The following is a 19,217-nucleotide window of genomic DNA, read 5'->3' as shown; positions in this document are numbered from 1 at the left end:
GCGGGTTCACCCTAACTCCAAACTTTAAGCTCAGAAAAATCAATCCAAATAGTTGAAAAACAACAGGTGTACCTGCTATTCGCTTTTCACTTTTCACTTTTCACTCTCCCCATTCCCGCCTTTGCCGCCTGATGCAAACTCGTCCGGTAATCACTCGGCCGCATTTCAGTGCAGAGTTGGAAGAAACGACGGGCTTGAGGGTAATCCTTGCGCAGCTCACAAATCAGGCCTCCTTGCAAAGCCGCATTACAAGCATAATAATAGGTGGACTCCCGGCCATTTGTGATGGTTTGGCGGTAAAGCCCCAGGGCTTCGTCCCAGCGTTCGAGGCCATGTAATACCCGACCCAGACGGTAGGTGTATTCCAATTGTGTGGCTTGAGTAGGCCAGCGGTAATTTTCTTTTTCTGTTAAAAGCTCATGCGCTTTTTGATAGTAGCCGCCGTCAAAAAGTAGGCGGGCTTTGACCAGGGTTGGGTCAGGGACGGTATTGCTTTGGGCTTCTTCCTGGGCGTTTTTATCCGAACCAAAATCGGCTACACCCCTTTGTGTACACAATTGCAGGTAGCGTTTGTAGCCCGCAGTATTACCTTTGATCAATTCTGACCAGGCCAGTTTTTGGTACGCTTCTTTGATGTTGTTGCGCCCCCGGAAGCGACTGAGGAAATTCAAAAAATGCGGCGCGGCATCGCTGTCTAGGCGGCGCAATTTGGCCAAACCCAACTGAAATTCCAAGGCTGGAAAATCCAGGGCACCTGCCGTTTTGTGGTATTGGCCCAACATCTCAATCGCCTCGGTGGTATGGCCGCTACGCAGGGCCACACTGGATTTCAGGAAGCAATGCAGGGGATTTTTGGCTACATCCAGGTTTTGGTGTTGCAATGTTTTCCAGGCTTCTTCGGCGTCATTCTCAAGGTGCAAAACCAGAAAGGCGTAGTAAACCACGGTTTCATCGGCGAACATAAACTCGTTTTGCCGGGCATAGCGCATCACTTTTTCCAATTCGGCTTTGCCCTGTGCAATCGAGCCCTGCATGCCCCCCAGCAGTTTTACGCCCCACTGGTAATTGTCTGGAATGGTGCCAACCAGTGCGTGCAAAAGCCCCAAATCTTTGTAGTTGGGCATAAACTGAGGGAACTTCTCCTGGTTTTTTTTCAACAAACGAAAGGCTTTGCCCGCGTTGGAAAATGCCCCCAGGAAATCGCCAAATTTCAGTTTGACTAAAGACCACTGTAAAAAAATATCCCCTTGAGCATAGAGGTAATAAGGCGATTTGGGGTCGCCCGCTTTGATTTTATCCAGACGCAGATCGAGGTGTTTTTTGAGTCGGTTGTATTCTTCCACATCTTCATTGATGTAGAGGCGAAAAAAATCGAGGTAATTTTCAATGTGGTAAACGGCGAGGTTTTGGGGGTCTTGAGCCTTGAGTTTGGTCAAGATTGCTGCAGCTTCATCCAACCGTAGGGCCACTGCCTTTTGGTAGGCTTGTTTGATGGAACTGTTGTAACTGAAATACTCCTCAGCCTTGGCAGGTGATACTCCTCCCAAAAAGAACAGCATTAGGGCTAGCAATGTAGTTTTCTCGCGTAAAGTATTGTTCATGTGGATTATAATTAGGGGCGAAGATACGTGAAAAAGGTGAAAAAAGCTTGTTTAAATGGATTTGGGGAATACACTTTTTCAGTTATTTTCGCCCCATGAAAAAGCCAATCAGTATCGAAGTTGCGCAAAACGACACTAGCTCGCGGGCAAAACGCTACAAGGAGTTCAACAACTTGCTCAACAAGATCAACCAACTTAAACTGCAATTCGACGCCCTTCAGGCCCAGGTGAGTTCGGGTTTGGCCTTTTACCATCAGGAAATCCTGCCTCTCCATGTCAAGCAGCAAAACTTGATGGTGGAGGAAGTGCAAGCCTTACATCGGGCTTATTTCCTTCCAATTTTTGGACGAAACGACCGCAAAAAAATTGCCACTTTAATCCTGATGCATTGTCAGAGTCTTTTTCAAGACAGAGATCGGGATTTTTCCGCCTTGACGGAAATTTACAACCACTATGCCGATCAGACGCTTGAGGAATTGGAAGCGGAAAAAAAACTGCTGGCTCAGGAGCGGGCAGAAGAAATGTTGCGTTCTTTTGGCCTGGAAGTAGAACTGGAAGATGAGGATGACCTGGAAACAATCCTGGAAAAAGCCCGGGAAGCCGCTGAACGCAAACAAGACGAAGCCCGGGAACATGCCGAAAACGAGGCCAGAAGCGCCCGAAGTGAAAAACAAAAAGTAAAAGCCGAACGGGAGCGCCAAAAAGAAAAGGACATCCAAAAAGTAAGCAAAAACATCTACGGCGATCTCGTTCGCCTGTTGCATCCCGACCGTGAAATTGATGAAAGCAAAAAAGCGGCTAAAACCGAAGCCATCCAGCGGGTTAATGAAGCCTACGAACGCAAAGACCTCTTTGAATTGCTCCGTCTGCAAGCCGAATACTTGCAAAAAGAGGGCGACACTTTGATCCTTTTACCCGAAAAAGAATTCAAATACTACCTGCAAGTACTCAAAGCACAAGAGCTGGACTTGCAGGCTGAACTGAATGCTACGGCCAAAGCCCCTGGCCTGGAAGGCTATATCTGCCAAAACCTTTGCCACCCCAATCCGGTCACTACACAAATCTTGCGCCAGCGGGCTGTGAAGGAAGCCAGAGAGACCCTGAAATCCCATCAGCACAATTTGAAATTGGCCAAAGACCCTATTGTTTTAAAAGAAGCCTTGCAGTATTACGAAATCGAGGCAGATGAATTCGATGTTGACGACATTGATCCATTTTCGGAAACAACGGGGGAGGTGTTTGAAAAAAAGGGTAAGGGTAAAAAGAAGAAGAAGCGCTGAGTTTGGCCTGGTGCCTGGAGAAGTTCTCCGACTTGAATGATGATTAGACTTGCAGCAAGTAGCTAATCATCACACCAAGTGATCTTAGGTTCAACGACCAGCGGCATAGCCGCCAGGACGTCTGTAGCACCAAGTGCCAGATTCTGGACTAAAGGTGCAGAGCACCGCAACCAGCTTCTGTGTTACGGTGCTCTGCACCTTTACTCTACCTTGTGCCTGAAATCTACAGACGTTTTGGCGGCTCTGCCGCTGACCGTAGCACTAATTTTTATTTCACCAGTGGCCAAGCCTCCACTTTGCCATCGGCCCGCCGCACCTGGAGCACATAGAATCCCCGGGGCAAGTCAGCCGTACTGATTTGTATACTCAAGCTTTGGTCATCGAATTTTTGTGTCCGCAGGATACGCCCAGCGGCATCCACCAACCTGATCGATCCACCTGCACCCGGCGCCCGAAACTGCACCTGAATGCCCTCCGGAGTAGGCACAAAACCCAGGGTATTCACACTTTCGCCAGTAAATTCCACCGCGATGACCTTGTGGAAAGTGGTGGTGCCATCGTAATCCACCTGGCGAAGGCGGTAATAATTGGTGCCCTGGTACGGGAAACGATCGACGAAGCTGTAATCAATGCGCTCCAGACTGCTGCCCGCACCTTTGATTCGGCCAATTTCAGAGAAGTTGTTGCCGTCGTAGCTGCGCTCGATGGCCATGTAGTCGTTGTTTTGTTCGGTGGCGGTGGACCAATTGAGGAGAATGTGATTTTGTTCTACTCTTTCAGTAAAAGAAAGCAGTTGTATGGGTAATATAGCAGATCCATTAAAAGTAAAACCGTCTACACTAAAAGTGCCAGCAGCACTTGTTGCGCCCCAAGCATACAGTCGAAATTCAATAGAACTAGGATATTTAATCTCAGGTAGTGAGGAGAGGGTAATAGTTGCGCCACTACTAGACGGAGAGCCTAAATTTACAGTAAATCCGTCTAAGCTCGATCTAAAGACAAAGCTTGAAGGGCCTGTCCCTGATGTTTGAGCAGTGTAAACAAAAGTGCCAAATGTTATTTTGTATAAATCACTTGGCATAAGGGTGAATGAAAAATAGTCCCCATTATCAAAGGAACTAGAATTCCAACCTTTCGCATTATACCGATCATCACCAGCATTTCCAGTTACGCCAACGCCCCTTCCTATACCTGATACAGAAATGTTCATGTCTTTGGCCTCACCAGTAGTGTAAGGATTAAAAATGCCAGGGTCATTCCCAGTAATTGGATTTGACCAAATCGATTGGCAGTGTATGAAACCAACTTTCAGTGTAACTAAAAGCATTAGCAACACTCTAATGATTTGTTGATAGCTCATAAATTTGAAATTTACGCTTTAATAAAATTAAAAGCTGTACCGATGAGTACGAGTACGTGATAAATGCAGGTTGATCAGAACGATAGTTGAGGGATCAAAGGAAAGAAATGGAGGTAAACTACAAATGAATTCAAACACAATTATAAGTTAAATATTCGACCAATGTATCTTTGTCTTAATTTTTTTGATCCAACGCTTATGCATTTCCCCCACTCCCCGCATCCTTCCCTTATCCGATAAAAAATACCACCATGAAACAACACCTTTTTATCATCCTATTCCTTTTGAGTGGCCTACAGACCTGGGCCGAAACCCGCATCCCTTCGCGCATCACCGAAGCAACGGTGTACCGCAGCGGCGCCAAACTGACCAATGTCGCCTCGGTGCGCCTGACGGCGGGCAGCAACCAGATCGTGTTTGAAAAATTGTCCGTCGACCTGAACCCCAACAGTATTCAGGTGCGGATCGAAGGCAAAGCGGATTTATTGTCGGCCTTTTTCCGGCGGGCAACCATCGAGTTGAATCAGCCCAATGGCTCGGCAATCAAAAACTTGCAGGATTCTATCGAAACGGTGAATGACCGTATTCTGCGCCTGGTTTCTGAAAATGAAATCCTCAGCAAGGAAGAGAGCAGTCTGCAAGAAAACCAAAAGCGCGTGGGCGCAGGCGAACACAGTTCCCTGAGTGTAAACGACTGGAAGGAAATGACTCAATACTACCGCAATCGTTTGACCGAAATCAAAAATCGGCAATTGGAAATTACTTTCGAACGCCGTAAAGAAGATCGCCTGATGGCGGGCATGAACGAAAGGTTGCGTAAACTCAATCGCCGCGAGACCCAAACCCTGGGCGAAATTGTCCTGCAAATTGAATCCGCCACGGCCCAGACCCTGAACATCAGTTGTGTCTATTTCATCACCCAGGCGTATTGGACTCCTGCATACGACCTGCGCGCTGAAGCCATCGACAAACCCTTGCGCATGGTGTACAAAGCCGTGGTAAGCCAACAATCCGGCTTTGACTGGCAAACGGTCAAACTCAAATTGTCTTCTGCCCGGCCCCTAAGTAACAACAACCGCCCCATTTTGACTCCACAGTTTATTGATTATTACGTAGCCCGTCCCGCCCGTAATCTGGATGATCAACTGGCGGGTAAAGTGGAAGGACTGCAAAGCAATGTCTTCAACCTCTCCCAATCGCAGGTACGCAGTGCAGAACGTCGGGACATGGCCAAAACCTCCTCTGGCCCTGGAGACCTAGGCGAAGTAGCCGTTACGGATGAAGAAGTAGTGCTGGATGAAAGTACCAGTGGCGAAGAATTTGAAATCACGGCCCCTCAAAACATCGTATCCGGTGCCGAGCCCCAAACCGTGCGCTACAAGGAAGAACAAATGGACGCCATTTACCAGTACCACGCGGTACCCAAGATGGATCCTGGGGTATTCCTGCTCGCCAAAATTCCGAATTATGGTCGCTATGGACTCTTGTCAGGAACGGCGCAGATTTTCTTCAAAGACACCTATGTGGGACAATCAGAAATTGACACCAAAACGGTGTCTGACACGCTGTTGCTCTCCCTTGGACGCGATGAAGACATCAGCATCAAGCGGGTAAAACCCACCGATCTGGCCTACACGCCCAAGTTCCTGAACAATTTCAAACGGGAGTTGGTGGCTTACGACATTGTGGTTAAAAACAACAAAAAAATCCCCGTCAACATCGAAATTCTGGATCAGATTCCGGTATCCAAACAAGATGAAATTACGGTGGAATTGGAAGAAAGAAGTGGCGCACAGTACACCGCTGACTTTGGCAAATTGCTGTGGCACCTGGAAGTTCCAGCGTACGGCAGCAAAACCTTGCGCTTCAAATATTGGCTGAAATATCCGAAGGATAGGACGGTAGCAAAACCGTAGAAAGTTGAGGAGGTTGAGAAAGGTTGAGGGAGGTTTAGGCTACCGCAGCGGTTTTGACAATGTCCTTGTCCAAGCCGCTGCGGCAGCCTAAACCTTCCTAAACCTCCCTCAACTTTCTCAACCTCTCTTAGTCTTTACTGCTCCCTCTCCACATCCAACAAGTTAAACAGCGTATCTACCCCCGCGTCCACAGCTGGAATATCGTAATCGTACTTTACCTCTTTGGGCGCATCGATGAACCATTGGTTTTTGCGCCGCAGCAGCACAAATTCGATGTTGTAGGTTTCGTATTGATCCTTGCAGCGGCATTGACAAAAGGCAGAATCGCCCTTAGTGCGGCATTGTAACGAAAGAAAGGAGGTGGTGAGTTGGGTAGAATCGGAGGATTGCTCTAGCATCATCTTGGCCAGATTGTCGAGGCGGCTTTGTTCCGCCAGTGTGCTGAGTGCTTTGGCTTCATCAAAACGATTTTGATCGTAATAAGCCTGGTACGCTTTGACTACTTCTTCAGGTGTTTTGGGAAGTTCGGCTTGTTGTTTACAAGCTGCCAGCAAGGCTACAACCATGCCCAGCAGAATGATGGAGTGTTTCATTTACGGTTTATTGGGTACTCAACATTTGGGAGTGAAGAAATTTTTTATTCAAAAAAGTTCTCCACTTATTTTTTTATCGCCCCTTAGTTGCTCAACATCACGGGCATCACCAGCATCAAAATGTCTTCTCCGGGCACTTCTTCTACTGGCAATAAAATCCCTGCACGAGTAGACGTAGACAATTCCATGCGTACTTCGTCGGACTCCAGTACCGTCAACATTTCCAGCAAAAACTTGGCGTTGAACCCAATCATTAGTGGGTCGCCGTCGTAAGTACAAGTCAGTTTTTCGGTGGCTTCATTGGAAAAATCAAGGTCTTGGGCTGAAACGATCAAGGTGCCCTGAGACACGTTCAAAATCACCTGGTTGGTGGTTTTGTTGGCGTAAATCGCGATGCGGCGCAGCGAACTAGCGAAATCTGCACGGGCGATCGTCAGCAGATTGGGGTTATCCACCGGAATCACCGCATGGTAATCCGGGTACCGCGAGTCAATCAGGCGGCAAGAAATTTGGGTATCGTTGAAACTGAAAAACGCGTTGGCTTTATTGAAAGACATTTTCACCTCGGTGCCTGCGGGCAGTACGTTTTTGAGGAGGTTCAATGCTTTTTTTGGCAAAATAAAAGAAGTACTCACCTCGCTGCTCAAATCGGTGAAGGTGTAGCGCACCAATTTGTGGGCATCGGTGGCCACCATCGTGATTTTGCTGAAATCCACCTGGAAATAAACCCCCATCATGGCCAGGCGCAACTCATCATTGCTGGTGGCAAACAAGGTTTTGTTCACCCCCTGAATCAAGGCATTGGAAGGCAGTGTGATGGTATCATCCCCAGACTCCGGTTCGGGAATCGCTGGAAAATCCTGGCCATTTTCACCCGACAAACGGTACTTACCATACGCCGAAGTGATTTCAATGCCGAAGGTGTTTTCGTCAATGTTAAATGTGATGGGTTGTTGGGGCAGCGCTTTTAGCGTATCCAATAAAATTTTGGCTGGCACCGCAACTGTTCCATCGGTATCGGCCATCACATCCATATGGGTGGTGATGGCGGTATCCAGATCGGTAGCAGAAATGGTCAGCTTATTGTCGGCAATGCTGAATAAAAAGTCCTCCAGAATGGGCAAAACAGGGTTTGAGCCAATCGAACCGGCGGCAACTTGCAATTGCTTCAGTAAATCAGATGATGATACGCTAAACTTCATAACGTGTAGTCCTTTTCCGGGTAAGTTACTTAGGTTAAGTCACAAAAGTAATGTTTATAATTTATTTTTTCCGGGCAAATAATTAACAACTTGTGGAAAACTGATTGGAGCTCGGCAATGTTTATTCCTGACGTGTTTCGCCTTTCAACGCTTGATCTAAAAAATCTTATCTTTGTAGCCTATGTTGATCCAAAGATTCAAATCCAAAATTCACCGGGTGAAGGTCACGGAGGCCAACCTGAACTATATCGGCAGCATTACCATCGATGAAGACTTGCTGGACGCAGCCAACCTCATTGAGGGCGAACGCGTGCAAATCGTCAACAACAACAATGGGGAGCGCCTCGAAACCTACATCATCAAAGGCGAACGGGGCTCGGGCATGATTTGCCTCAACGGAGCCGCCGCCCGCCGGGTACAAGTGGGCGACATCCTCATCATCATTGGGTACGCCTGGCTGGATTTTGAAGAAGCAAAGACGTTTAAGCCCTGGATTGTTTTCCCGGACGAGAATAACCGACTTGTATAAAGATGAAAGATGAGAGATGAAAGATGCTACCGCAGCGTTTTTGACGATGACCCTGTCTAAGTCTCTGCGGTAGCATCTTTCATCTTTCATCTCTCATCTTTCATCTCTAAAAATATGTTTCCCAAAAAAATCCTCATCACCGGTGCATCAGGCTTTGTAGGCGGTCGATTGCTCAAAAGCCTGCGTCAAACCTACCCCCAAGCCGAGGTATTGGGTACCGGGCGTCGGAATGAGCGCAAGGCGGAATTTGAAGCCCTGGGCTGCCGTTATGAATCCGCTGATTTGATCAAATTGGAGGATTGTGAACGATTGGTCGTTGGCGCCGATGTGGTGATTCACTGCGCGGGTTTGTCCTCACCTTGGGGAACGTATCAGGAATTTTACGACGCCAATGTAAAATCTACGCTCAATTTATTGCAGGTTGCGCAGGCTCAAGGCACGCGGCGTTTCATCCTCATTTCCACACCAAGTGTTTATTTTACCTATCAGGATCGGTTCAACATCAAAGAGTCTGACCCACTGCCCGACCCGATGGTCAACCATTATGCGGTCACCAAATACCAGGCCGAGCAGGAAACCTTAGCTTTGAATCGCTCGGATTTTGAAACCATTGCCCTGCGCCCTCGGGCCATCATTGGCGCGGAAGATGCGGTAATTTTTCCCCGGGTTTTGCGGGCCTACCACGAAGGGCGGCTCAAAATTGTAGGGGATGGCAAAAACATTGTCGACCTGACTTGTGTGGCCAATGTCATCCGGGCGGTAGAATGTTGCCTGAATGCCGAGCACAGCGCCTTTGGAGAAGTGTACAACATCACCAATGGAGAACCCAAACCGCTCTGGGACAGCATCGGTCTTTTTCTGAAAGCATTGGATTTGCCTCCCGTCACCAAAAAAATACCCGCCAGCATTGCCTTGACTGTGGCCAGCCTCAATGAATTCATTCATCGGTATTTGATGGGTGGGCGCGAACCTGCCTTGACCCGCTACAGCATCGGCATTTTGAGTACTTCCATGACGATGGACATCAGTAAAGCCCGGGAAAAATTAAATTACACGCCCATTCAAAGCACTGAGGATGGTGTCAAAGAATTTGTGACATGGTACCAGGCTACACAATCGTAAAGCTCCATATTTTTCATTCTGGTTACTGTGTCTCGCATGGCAGAGTAGTTGATCCTGTCCAGGGGCAAAAACACTGCCGTTTTTATGCGACCTGGGCTTTGATTGATCATCCAGAGCAGGGCTTGATTTTGTTTGATACTGGCTATGCGCTACGGTTTCGTACGGCTACCGCCAGTTGGCCTTATCGCCTCTATGCCTTGATGACGCCTCTATTTTTGGAAGCCCACGAAACCGCCCTTGAGCGTTTAAAAACTTTGGGTTACACTCCCGATCAAATCAAAACCATCATCATTTCTCATTTTCATGGCGATCACATTGCGGGTTTGAAGGATTTTCCGCAGGCTAAAGTGTTTTGTAGTGCTTCGGCTTGGGCGCAAGCTGGTGCAGTGAAGGGTTGGGCTGCGGTGAGTAAAGGAATTTTGCCGGATCTGATCCCGGCTGATTTGGAACAGCGCCTGTATTGTATTGTAGACTCAGACTTGGGTCAATTGAAAAAAGCCGACAGTGCTTATGATCTCTTTGGTGATGGCAGCATTCAACTTTACGCTTTGCCGGGGCATGGGCGGGGGCAATTGGGTGCTTTGTTGCAAACACCGGAAGGCCCGGTTTTTTTAGCTGCTGATGCGGCTTGGCAACTTGAGCCCTGGCGGGCAGGGATTTTGCCCAAATCCATCGTCCGTTTGTTTTTTGATGATTGGGGGGCCTATAAACGAACCTTTGGGGAGTTGCGGGATTTTGCGGAGGCTCATCGGGATTGCAGGATTGTTTTTACACATAGTCCCGAGCTGGTTGAGCGTTAGTTTTTAACCTCCGGATAAATAATCACCTGATCAATCCGTACCCCATCTTTATCCACAATTTCAACCTTTCGACCATTGTATTCAAAGTGTTCACCAACATTGGGAATGTGTTCAGTATGGTGAATGACAAAACCAGCTATAGAGGTAAAAAAACCACTTTTCTCGGTAAAAAAATCCGTTTTTAAAAAATGATTGAGCGCATTAATGGATACCGTACCGCTGACCAATAAGGAGCCATCTTCCCGAGCCACGATGCCTTGCTCTTCTTCACCTTGATCCGGCAAATCACCAACCAACGCCTCCGCGAGGTCGTGCAAAGTAATGATCCCTTCAAAAGCCCCAAATTCATCAATGATGATGCCAAAATAACAACGTTGTTTTTTGAACTGCTGCAAAATGTCAATCGCAAATTGGCTTTCTGGAATAAAAATGGGCTCCCGTATAATGCTGCGCACTTGAAATCCCGGCTCATTCTTTTTGGAAAAAAAATCTTTGACGTGCAGGTAGCCTAGGATATTGTCGTGCTTGTCGTCACAAACCGGAAACTGAAAGTGGTTGCTTTGTAATAAGGTCGCTTCAATTTTTTCGAAGGGGTCGCTGACATCTACCCACTCTACTTCCAGTCGGTGGGTCATCAAGGTCTTGGCGCGCAAATCGGCAAAAGAAATGGCATTGTTGTGGATGTCACTTTCTTCTTTTTCATAAAGCCCCTGTCTGCCCGCAGTTTTGATCAGGTAACGCAACTCTTCTTCAGTAATTTTTTCCTCCTCGGCTGGCTTAACCCCGAAAATCATAAAAACCAATCGGGTAGTCGTGGTCAGCAACCAGACAAAAGGGCGCGCGATTTTGGAAAAAACCATAATGAACCCCGCGATGGTCAAGGCCACTGGCTCTGCAAATTTCATCGCGAGCGTTTTGGGGATCAGTTCACCAATGACAATGGACAAATAGGTAATCAGGGCTACTACCAGGATGTAGGCAATTTGTGAGGCATAAGGACGCAGCACTTCAAACTGCTCCACTACCGGTCGGAAATTATCGGTCAAGGTTACCCCACCATAAACGCCCGAAACGATACCAATCAGGGTGATGCCAATTTGTACTGCCGAAAGGAAGTCTTCTGGTTTTTTGAGCAATTGCAGTACTTTCAGTGCCCGAGCATTTCCTTTTTCCGCCAATTGAATCATGCGCTGTTTTTTGACCGATACGAGCGCAATTTCAGAAAGTGCAAATATGCCGTTGATGAAGTTAAAAATGATGATGACGAGTAGGTCCACTGCTTGTTCAATTGGATGAAGAGATGAACAAAGGTAACAATTTAGGCCGGAAAGGCTGTATTACCTCGGAAACCGCCAGGACAAACCCGCCGTCAAAAAGTAATAACTGCGGTCTGCGCCATAAAAAATCCACTCCTGGTCGTATTCCGAGGCCCTGATGCCGCCGGATAAATCCACTTGGATGTTGGCCCTTGGGTAATACATCACACCGGCTTCAGCAAAAGTCTGATGGGTTGTGGAGACCTTACCGCCACCCAGACTGGTTCTTTGAAAAGCGCCGTGGCCTTGCAGGTAGCCCCCAATTTTATTGGAGAAAGAGAACTCAGTAGAAAGGGCATAATAATTCTCTGGGTTGGGGTTGTCTCCATCCCAACTTGCCCCCAAGTTGTAACAAATCGTCAACCAATCATTGATCGGATTGGCAAAGGACAATTGTAAATCCGGGCTCAAATAAGCAGGCTGGAAAGCATCCGTCGCGATGCGTGGTAAGCCCAACATGCCAATAAAGGTAACCGTAGGAATCCAGGATTTATTTTCCACCAACAATGCTTTCATCCCTAAGCGCAGGGGGAAAAAGCCAGTTTCGACCTGTTCAGGGTCATTTGGCCGGGCACTGGATGAAGTGCGGTTTTGCCAAAGGTTGTAATCAAAGCGCAGCTCCACTTTATCCCCCAATCCATAACGCAACAGGGTGGAATTCAGTCCAATCCCCTTAGCAGTAAGTGGGGTCGCTTTATCTGCTTCGTACCAAAAACCAGTTTCCACCTGGAGGTTTTTGAGGGGTACGATCGATACCGCGTCGCCAAAGCCTGGGCGATCAGGAGCGATGGTTTCGGTACTGTCCTGAGCTTTGAGCCAGGCAGTGCTGCTGATCAACAGCAGTCCAAGGAGATAGATTTTTTTCATGAGTTAGCGTATTTGGAATGGCTATACGGTGAATACCCTCAAGAGGTTACTTTTTAGGGGCAATAAAAAAATGAACATTTATTTTTGCCCCATTACCTAGACATGAATTTAACATTTAATTCAATAAAAAAAAACATCCACGCATGCAATTTTGCCTAATGTGAATCCAAGGTTAGAGGAATAAAGTATCTACATTAATTCTCGCCTATTGCCCAATCCGCAGCAGTTTCAGCCCTTCTTTTTGCTTTTCTTTAACTTCATTTTAAGCACAAATTATACCAGAATAATCCTGCTTTTTTACCAACCAACCTGAATCATTATGTTGAAACTTCTACGTAATCTTCTCTCCTTGGGATTGATCCTGATGAGCCATTGGCTCAGCGCCCAAAATGCTGGAGACATTGCCGTGATTGGCTTCAATGCCGATGGAAATGACGATTTGGCCATCGTCGCCCTGGCAACACTCCCGGCCAACACCACCATTTATTTTAGGGATGACGAATGGAGCGGTACCGCTTTTCGTGATGCTGCCGAAAGTTCCTATGCCTGGAATACTGGCACCATGCCCATCTTGGCTGGCACGGTCATTCTTTTCACCGACCTTACCAATGGCCCAAGTGTAAACCTGGGTACCGTAATGCCAGTGAATGCCAGCAACCGTGGCATCAGCAACAGCGATGAAGCCATTTTCTTTTTCACAGGTTCTGACGTGAACACGCCTACTACCTTTCTCTGTATGGTTGCGAACGGTACAGTAGCTGTAGCTGCGGGCACCCTGGATGGCACTGGTTTGGTAGCTGGCACGTCCGCCCTCATCCTGAAAGCTGGCACGGACATTGGCCAGTACAAAGGTCCACGCACCGGAAACGACAAAGCTGGTTATTTGGCATCGATCAATGATGTAACCCTCAACTGGGATGCACAGGATGCTTCAGGTGACCAAAGCGCCGATGGAACTGCACCTGATTTGCCCTTTAATGCCACCGCATTTGTACTTGGTGCTGCGGCTAGAGACACAATTCCACCAGTAGTCAATTCAGTGGTGCTGATCAACGCCAGCACCATTGAAATAGTGGTCAATGAAGGCGTTACGCGGGCTTCAGCTACGGATACTACCCATTTCAGCCTCGCGCCTACGTTGCGCATCAGCAAAATTGCCTATGACTCTGTAGGCCGAAAAATTACCTTGACTACCGCCACTGCCCTGCGCAATGGCATCACTTATCGCCTGACCGTAAATGGTTTGGTGGATTTGGCTCCAATGGCCAATACCATGACCGCAGCGTTCACTTCAGGGCCATTGCTTTGGAATACTTATGCTGGTCAAGATCTGCTCATCACTGAGATCATGTACAATGCGGGCTCTGGGGCCGATTCGCTGGAGTTCATTGAAATTTACAATCGTGGTGATGCGAGTATTGCCCTGGGTGGCTTGCGCCTTTCGCGCAGCGCTACGGGGGTAATCGCTGAACAAAGTTTAGCGGCCAAAGGGGTATTTTTGATTGCTGCGGATTCTTTACGGGCTCGCCGCTTTTACGGCCAAAAGTTCCAACAATGGGGCAGTGGCTTTTTGGGCAATGGTGGCTCTCCCATTGTACTGAGCAACTCGCTTGGGACAATTCTGGATACCATCAACTACGATGACGCCGCTCCTTGGCCCACTAGCCCGGATGGAATGGGCCCATCTTTGGAACTCATCGACCCCGCTCTGGACAACAACATGGGCAGCAATTGGCGTGCTTCTGGGCTCAACACCGGCAAAACCTATAGCGGTGCCGCTGTACTTGCTTCTCCTGGTGCAGCTTTTGCTACCCTCAACTACACTACACGCAGCCAAAGCGTGTTGGAGAATGTGAACCAGATCAGCATTTCCCTTGCTCTAACTGGAACAGGTGCAGCCCAGGGAAGTGTAGAAGCCTACATTTCTTCGGGCTCTGCCAAGGTGGGAGAAGATTATACCTTTGAGGCCCAAACCTTGACCATTCCTGCTGGTGCGGTAGCCGCGCCCCTTACCTTTACCATTGCTGTTGCTGATGACGCCATTGCAGAAAGTGATGAATACTTCGTTTTGCGTTTCCGCAACGCCCAAGGTGTACAATTGGCTACCAATGCGGCGCAAGTATTTTACATTCGGGACAATGATACGGCTACACCCGTAGCTACCGATAGTCTGGAACTCCAATTGCTTTCGAGTTTCCGCAACACAGGTGGTTCTTCCGAAATTGTGGCTTTTGATCCAGCCAGTAAAAGAATGTTCATTGCCAATTCCATTGCGGGCCGCATTGACATTGTGGACATTGCAACACCAGCTACGCCCAAAATGCTTCGTTCTGTGCCAGTCAATACCCTTGGTGGCATCAACAGTATTGCCGCTAAAAACGGCTTGATTGCCGCAGCCATTGAGGCGACCCAGAAGAATGAGGAAGGAAAAGTAATTTTTATTGATACTGCTGGCACCATTCTTAAGGAAGTGGGTGTAGGCGTTTTACCCGATCACATCGGCTTTTCACCCGATGGCAAATTTGTACTGACTGCCAATGAAGGCGAACCACTGGACGATTACAGCGAAGACCCCGAAGGAAGTGTCAGCATCATCGACATCAGTGGGGGCATTGCTACCCTGAACCAATCCAAGGTAACCAAAGTTGATTTTTCAGCATTGAATCCTTTTGTGGCCAACTACCGTCAGGCTGGCTTGCGGGTGTTTGGGGTGAAAACCGGTCAGGAGGGTGGCAGCACGCTGGCACAGGATTTGGAACCAGAATACATTGCTTTTAGCCCAGACTCAAAAACAGCTTACATTACCCTCCAGGAAAACAATGCCATTGCTGCCATCGATTTGACGACCAAACAACTGGCTACCGTCCAGGGGCTTCCGGCTTTGCGCCCGCTGGGTTTTAAAGATCACAACAAACCTGGCAATGGTTTGGATGCCAGCGACCAAAGTACTGGCGCCAATTTGGCCAACTTGCCCGTTCACGGGGTGTACATGCCGGATGCCATTGCGGCATTCGCGGTAGGGGGTAAAAACTACCTGATCACCGCAAACGAAGGTGATTCTCGGGAATACAGTGCCTATACTGAAGTGACCAACATTAAGAACATTCGTTTAGAGCCCAGCGTTTTCCCCGACTCCAACGACCTGCGCTTGGATCATTTGCTTGGCCGCACCGTAGTGACCAAAGCCAGTGGCGACCTGGATGGCGACGGAGACTATGATCAAATCCACCTGCTGGGTGGCCGTTCCTTCAGCATTTGGGATGATCAAGGCACCCTCGTTTGGGATAGTGGCGATCAGTTGGAGCGCATTACCCGCGATCATCCGGTTTATGGCAAAATGTTCAATGCGAGCCATGGCACCACTACTGTAGCCAAAAACCGCAGCGACGACAAAGGGCCTGAGCCAGAAGGGGTAGCCGTGGCGGTAATCAACAAAAAGCCTTACGCTTTTATCGCCCTGGAGCGCATTGGGGGAGTCATCGTCTATGACCTCAGCAATCCTCTGGCACCTAAATACGTCACCTACGTCAACAATCGAGTGCTGCCTGCCAATAACGCTAAGGATGACCGTGGCTCGGAAGGCATTATTTTCATCTCAGGTGAAGAAAGCCCCAATGGACAGCCGCTGGTATTGGTGGCCAATGAAACCAGCAACTCGGTGAGCATTTTCCAAGTGAAGGACAAGACCCAAATTACGGTGGGTACCAAAGACTTGACAAAAGCTGCGTTCAGCTTCAAAGTTTATCCCAATCCGGTTCAGGACCGACTCTATTTCAGCAAGTTGCTGAGTGGCAACGTTTACAATGTGATGGGACAGTGGGTACGCAGCTTCCAAAAAGTAGATCAAATTGAGGTACAAAATTTTGCCAGCGGTCTGTATGTTTTGCAGGCTGACAATGGTGAATTTGTACGATTTGTAGTTGAATAAAAACGAGTTAACACCAAATTAATAAGGCCTTTGCTTGCCTGTTTTTCAATCCCGAATCTTGGCGCTGTGCAAGGTTCGGGATTTGTTTTAGACATGCTCTTATCCATTATTTCCTGTCAAGGTGAGTACAAAACCATTTTTTTAAACTTATCAATTAAGCGCCTGCTGTATATTTAGCTCGTAGGCGAGCCTATTTTTAAAGCGACTTTAGAAAAAAACACAGCTAATATGAAGAAATGCATACTTTTCTTCCTGCCAACGCTATGGTTATGCGTTGGCCTGATCAATGATTTAACAGCCCAAAAACTTCCCGATGGCCTCAGCGTAAGTCAGGATGGCAAAAGACTGGTTTTTGGCGAAAAAAGGGTCAATGGCTTTTATGACACTGCCGATATTAAAGAGGTTCGCCTTTATTTTACCCAATCCGATTATTGGCAACAATTGACCAACAATTACCGCAATAGCAGTGATTTGCTAGCAAAAATGGTGTATGAAGGTAAAACTTACGATAGCATCGGAGTAGCGTTTAAAGGCCAAACCTCCTACAATCGCCTGACCAGCGCTCAACTCAAAAAATCCTTTACCGTCAACCTCGAATTCAGCAAAGAAGACTTCAACGTAGGCGGCTACGAGTCGCTCAATTTTAACAACGCTTTTGAAGATCCCACTTACTTGCGCGAGGTGCTTTATGGCCTGCTTGCCCGCAAACACAGCCCCGCAGTCCGCACCAACTTCATCCACTTGTACCTCAACGACCAGGACTGGGGCATCTACCCCAACGTGCAACAAATCAACGGGGAATTCATCAAGGAATGGTGGTTCAGCAACGACGGCATCCGCTGGCGGGCTGATGTACCATCGGGTGCAACTGGCGGCGGCCCCGGCCCAGGTGGTGGCGGTGGATTTGGTAGCGGAAAATCGGCCATCAACTACCTGGGCGCTGATACCTCCTTGTACAAATCGTATTACACCCTCAAGCGTTCCGAAGTGGCCTTTCCCTGGGAAAAACTGATGCAGGCGGCCAGCAAATTGAACCAGACGGCCATTGCCAATCTGGAAACGGTCTTACCCGAATACATCGACATCGACCGAACCCTCTGGTTTTTGGCAACTGAAATTGCCTTTGGCGACGACGACAGTTACGTGTTTAAAGGGGGCATGGATTATTACTTGTATTGGGATCCTGAGACCAAACGTCTTACCCCCATGGAAGTGGACGGGAACAGTTCACTAGCTGGGAGTCGGGCGAGCTGGAGTCCTTTTTACAACGAAACCAACATCAACTATCCATTGCTCAATCGTATGTTGGCGGTCCCAGCGTGGCGGCAGCGTTACCTGGCCCACTTGCGCACCATTGTGGAGCAGAGCCTCAATCCCAGTGTTGCGAATGTACACATCGATCGTTTGGCCAAAAAAATTGATCCAATGGTCAAAACCGACCCGCAGAGCCTGTATGGGTATTCGAGCTTCACCTCGGGTATCAATACCTTGAAGAATTTTTTCAATACCCGCTATACTTATTTAAGAAACCAAACTGAAGTCAACCGCATTTCTCCCAGCATCAGTGGCACGGTGTATCGGGTGAACAACGTAGAAGGGCAACTGCCACAAAGTGGACAAACTGTACAAATCCGCAGCAAAGTGACCAATTCTGAAGGCATTTCAGCGGTCTGGTTGTATTATTCCAATAACCTGACCGGTATTTTTACCAAAATCCAGATGAAGGACGACGGCAACAACGGCGACGGTAGTGCTTCTGACGGGGTATTTGGAACGACCATTCCCGCTTTCGATGCGGGCACTTATGTGCGCTACTACATCGAAGCTGTCTCGAACAACAACGTGAAAACTGCCAGCTACGACCCGGTAGGTGCCGAGCACGATGTTTATTTTTATCAAGTGCAGACCACCCTGGGCTCGGCTACGACCGTGGTCATCAACGAGGTTTTGGCCTCCAATACCAAAGACCTGGATGAAAAACAACAGGCTGATGACTGGATCGAACTTTACAATACTACCAGCAACCGCATCAATCTGAGTGGGTATTTCCTGACCGACAACTTGACCAACCTCAAAAAATGGGCTTTCCCCACTGATACCTACATCGAACCCAAAGGCTTTTTAGCGATTTGGGCCGACGAAGATCAAAACCAGGGACCGCTGCACAGCAATTTTAAACTGTCAAAATCGGGTGAATTGCTTATTTTGGCCGACCCTAGTGGCGTCCAACTGGATCGGGTAGAATTTGGGGAACAACAGGATGACCAGGGCTATGCCCGGGTACCCGACGGTACAGGTGCTTTTGTGATCCAAAAATCAACTTTTAACAAGACCAATAACCTGACTACAACACCAGTACTGGACTTGGCTGCCATAGGATTAAAAATTTACCCCAACCCAGCCCAGGATCAAGTAACCATTGAAGCTGAATCCAGTATCGAAGGCGAGACTTTAGAACTATACAATATCCAGGGGCGCTTAATGGCCCGGCAGGTATTGCAACAAAAAACCATTGTGAACACCAATAGCTGGCCAACCGGCACTTACTTGCTGCGCATCGGCGGAGTGGGTAGGAAGCTGGTGATTTTGAAATAGGTTGAGAAGGTTGAGGGAGGTTGAGAAGGTTTAGGCTGCCGCGAACGACGTTGACAAGAACATTGTCTAAGTCTCTGCGGCAGCCTAAACCTTCTCAACCTCCTCAAC

13 protein-coding genes are annotated in these 19,217 nt (G+C 48.1%); 7 read left to right on the top strand and 6 right to left on the bottom strand.

What is annotated here, in order from left to right:
• Positions 1-86 precede the first annotated feature (86 nt).
• Entirely contained in the window at positions 87-1,601 is a 1,515-nt protein-coding gene (locus ACEW9O_RS26500) for a hypothetical protein (protein ID WP_373553245.1), read from the bottom strand.
• 95 nt (positions 1,602-1,696) lie between these two features.
• On the opposite strand from ACEW9O_RS26500, the gene ACEW9O_RS26495 reads away from it, so the two are divergent.
• Positions 1,697-2,881, top strand: a complete 1,185-nt coding sequence (locus tag ACEW9O_RS26495) for a hypothetical protein (RefSeq protein WP_373553244.1) — start codon at positions 1,697-1,699, stop codon at positions 2,879-2,881.
• 268 nt (positions 2,882-3,149) lie between these two features.
• Here ACEW9O_RS26495 and ACEW9O_RS26490 read toward each other — a convergent pair whose 3' ends face one another.
• Positions 3,150-3,593 (bottom strand): hypothetical protein, encoded by a 444-nt coding sequence (locus ACEW9O_RS26490; RefSeq protein WP_373553243.1) that lies wholly within the window; start codon positions 3,591-3,593, stop codon positions 3,150-3,152.
• A gap of 899 nt (positions 3,594-4,492) precedes the next feature.
• Here ACEW9O_RS26490 and ACEW9O_RS26485 point away from each other — a divergent pair.
• Entirely contained in the window at positions 4,493-6,157 is a 1,665-nt protein-coding gene (locus tag ACEW9O_RS26485; protein ID WP_373553242.1) for a DUF4139 domain-containing protein, read from the top strand.
• 134 nt (positions 6,158-6,291) lie between these two features.
• Here the strand turns inward: ACEW9O_RS26485 and ACEW9O_RS26480 are convergent, their stop codons facing one another.
• Together ACEW9O_RS26480 and dnaN are read right to left on the bottom strand one after the other, a co-directional pair.
• The gene (locus ACEW9O_RS26480; RefSeq protein WP_373553241.1) at positions 6,292-6,750 is read right to left on the bottom strand and encodes a hypothetical protein; all 459 of its coding nucleotides are present in this window, start codon (positions 6,748-6,750) and stop codon (positions 6,292-6,294) included.
• Between the two features lie 83 nt (positions 6,751-6,833).
• Positions 6,834-7,952, bottom strand: a complete 1,119-nt coding sequence (gene dnaN, locus ACEW9O_RS26475; RefSeq protein WP_373553240.1) for a DNA polymerase III subunit beta — start codon at positions 7,950-7,952, stop codon at positions 6,834-6,836.
• A gap of 181 nt (positions 7,953-8,133) precedes the next feature.
• Here dnaN and panD point away from each other — a divergent pair, with 181 nt between their 5' ends.
• The 3 genes from panD to ACEW9O_RS26460 all read left to right on the top strand — a co-directional run bounded on the left by panD (position 8,134) and on the right by ACEW9O_RS26460 (position 10,403).
• A complete protein-coding gene (gene panD, locus ACEW9O_RS26470) occupies positions 8,134-8,481 on the top strand; it encodes an aspartate 1-decarboxylase (RefSeq protein WP_373553239.1) in 348 nt (115 codons plus the stop codon).
• A 114-nt stretch (positions 8,482-8,595) separates the two neighbouring features.
• Entirely contained in the window at positions 8,596-9,603 is a 1,008-nt protein-coding gene (locus tag ACEW9O_RS26465) for an NAD-dependent epimerase/dehydratase family protein (RefSeq protein WP_373553238.1), read from the top strand.
• Positions 9,579-10,403, top strand: coding sequence for an MBL fold metallo-hydrolase (locus tag ACEW9O_RS26460; protein WP_373553237.1), 825 nt, complete (start codon positions 9,579-9,581; stop codon positions 10,401-10,403). The genes ACEW9O_RS26465 and ACEW9O_RS26460 overlap by 25 nt, the downstream gene beginning before the upstream one ends.
• Here ACEW9O_RS26460 and ACEW9O_RS26455 read toward each other — a convergent pair.
• On the bottom strand, positions 10,400-11,680 hold the full coding sequence (locus ACEW9O_RS26455) for a hemolysin family protein (RefSeq protein ID WP_373553236.1): 1,281 nt from the start codon (positions 11,678-11,680) through the stop codon (positions 10,400-10,402). The two genes, ACEW9O_RS26460 and ACEW9O_RS26455, sit on opposite strands and share 4 nt — an antisense overlap.
• Before the next feature lie 60 nt (positions 11,681-11,740).
• The gene (locus tag ACEW9O_RS26450; protein WP_373553235.1) at positions 11,741-12,586 is read right to left on the bottom strand and encodes a transporter; all 846 of its coding nucleotides are present in this window, start codon (positions 12,584-12,586) and stop codon (positions 11,741-11,743) included.
• A gap of 319 nt (positions 12,587-12,905) precedes the next feature.
• Between ACEW9O_RS26450 and ACEW9O_RS26445 the strand changes: the two genes are divergently transcribed.
• Together ACEW9O_RS26445 and ACEW9O_RS26440 are read left to right on the top strand one after the other, a co-directional pair.
• A complete protein-coding gene (locus ACEW9O_RS26445; RefSeq protein WP_373553234.1) occupies positions 12,906-16,514 on the top strand; it encodes a choice-of-anchor I family protein in 3,609 nt (1,202 codons plus the stop codon).
• 228 nt (positions 16,515-16,742) lie between these two features.
• Positions 16,743-19,109, top strand: coding sequence for a CotH kinase family protein (locus tag ACEW9O_RS26440; protein ID WP_373553233.1), 2,367 nt, complete (start codon positions 16,743-16,745; stop codon positions 19,107-19,109).
• The last annotated feature ends 108 nt before the right edge of the window (positions 19,110-19,217 follow it).

The sequence above is a fragment of the Haliscomenobacter sp. genome (assembly GCF_041740695.1).
Lineage (GTDB): Bacteria > Bacteroidota > Bacteroidia > Chitinophagales > Saprospiraceae > Haliscomenobacter.
The sequence above is the reverse complement of the archived record's forward strand: the minus strand, read 5'-3'. Positions and strand labels throughout refer to the sequence as shown.

Coding starts and splice junctions, on each gene's coding strand:
- ACEW9O_RS26500 (WP_373553245.1), bottom strand. CDS start 1,601: ATGAACAATACTTTACGCGAGAAAACTACATTGCTAGCCCTAATGCTG.
- ACEW9O_RS26495 (WP_373553244.1), top strand. CDS start 1,697: ATGAAAAAGCCAATCAGTATCGAAGTTGCGCAAAACGACACTAGCTCG.
- ACEW9O_RS26490 (WP_373553243.1), bottom strand. CDS start 3,593: ATGGCCATCGAGCGCAGCTACGACGGCAACAACTTCTCTGAAATTGGC.
- ACEW9O_RS26485 (WP_373553242.1), top strand. CDS start 4,493: ATGAAACAACACCTTTTTATCATCCTATTCCTTTTGAGTGGCCTACAG.
- ACEW9O_RS26480 (WP_373553241.1), bottom strand. CDS start 6,750: ATGAAACACTCCATCATTCTGCTGGGCATGGTTGTAGCCTTGCTGGCA.
- dnaN (WP_373553240.1), bottom strand. CDS start 7,952: ATGAAGTTTAGCGTATCATCATCTGATTTACTGAAGCAATTGCAAGTT.
- panD (WP_373553239.1), top strand. CDS start 8,134: ATGTTGATCCAAAGATTCAAATCCAAAATTCACCGGGTGAAGGTCACG.
- ACEW9O_RS26465 (WP_373553238.1), top strand. CDS start 8,596: ATGTTTCCCAAAAAAATCCTCATCACCGGTGCATCAGGCTTTGTAGGC.
- ACEW9O_RS26460 (WP_373553237.1), top strand. CDS start 9,579: ATGGTACCAGGCTACACAATCGTAAAGCTCCATATTTTTCATTCTGGT.
- ACEW9O_RS26450 (WP_373553235.1), bottom strand. CDS start 12,586: ATGAAAAAAATCTATCTCCTTGGACTGCTGTTGATCAGCAGCACTGCC.
- ACEW9O_RS26445 (WP_373553234.1), top strand. CDS start 12,906: ATGTTGAAACTTCTACGTAATCTTCTCTCCTTGGGATTGATCCTGATG.
- ACEW9O_RS26440 (WP_373553233.1), top strand. CDS start 16,743: ATGAAGAAATGCATACTTTTCTTCCTGCCAACGCTATGGTTATGCGTT.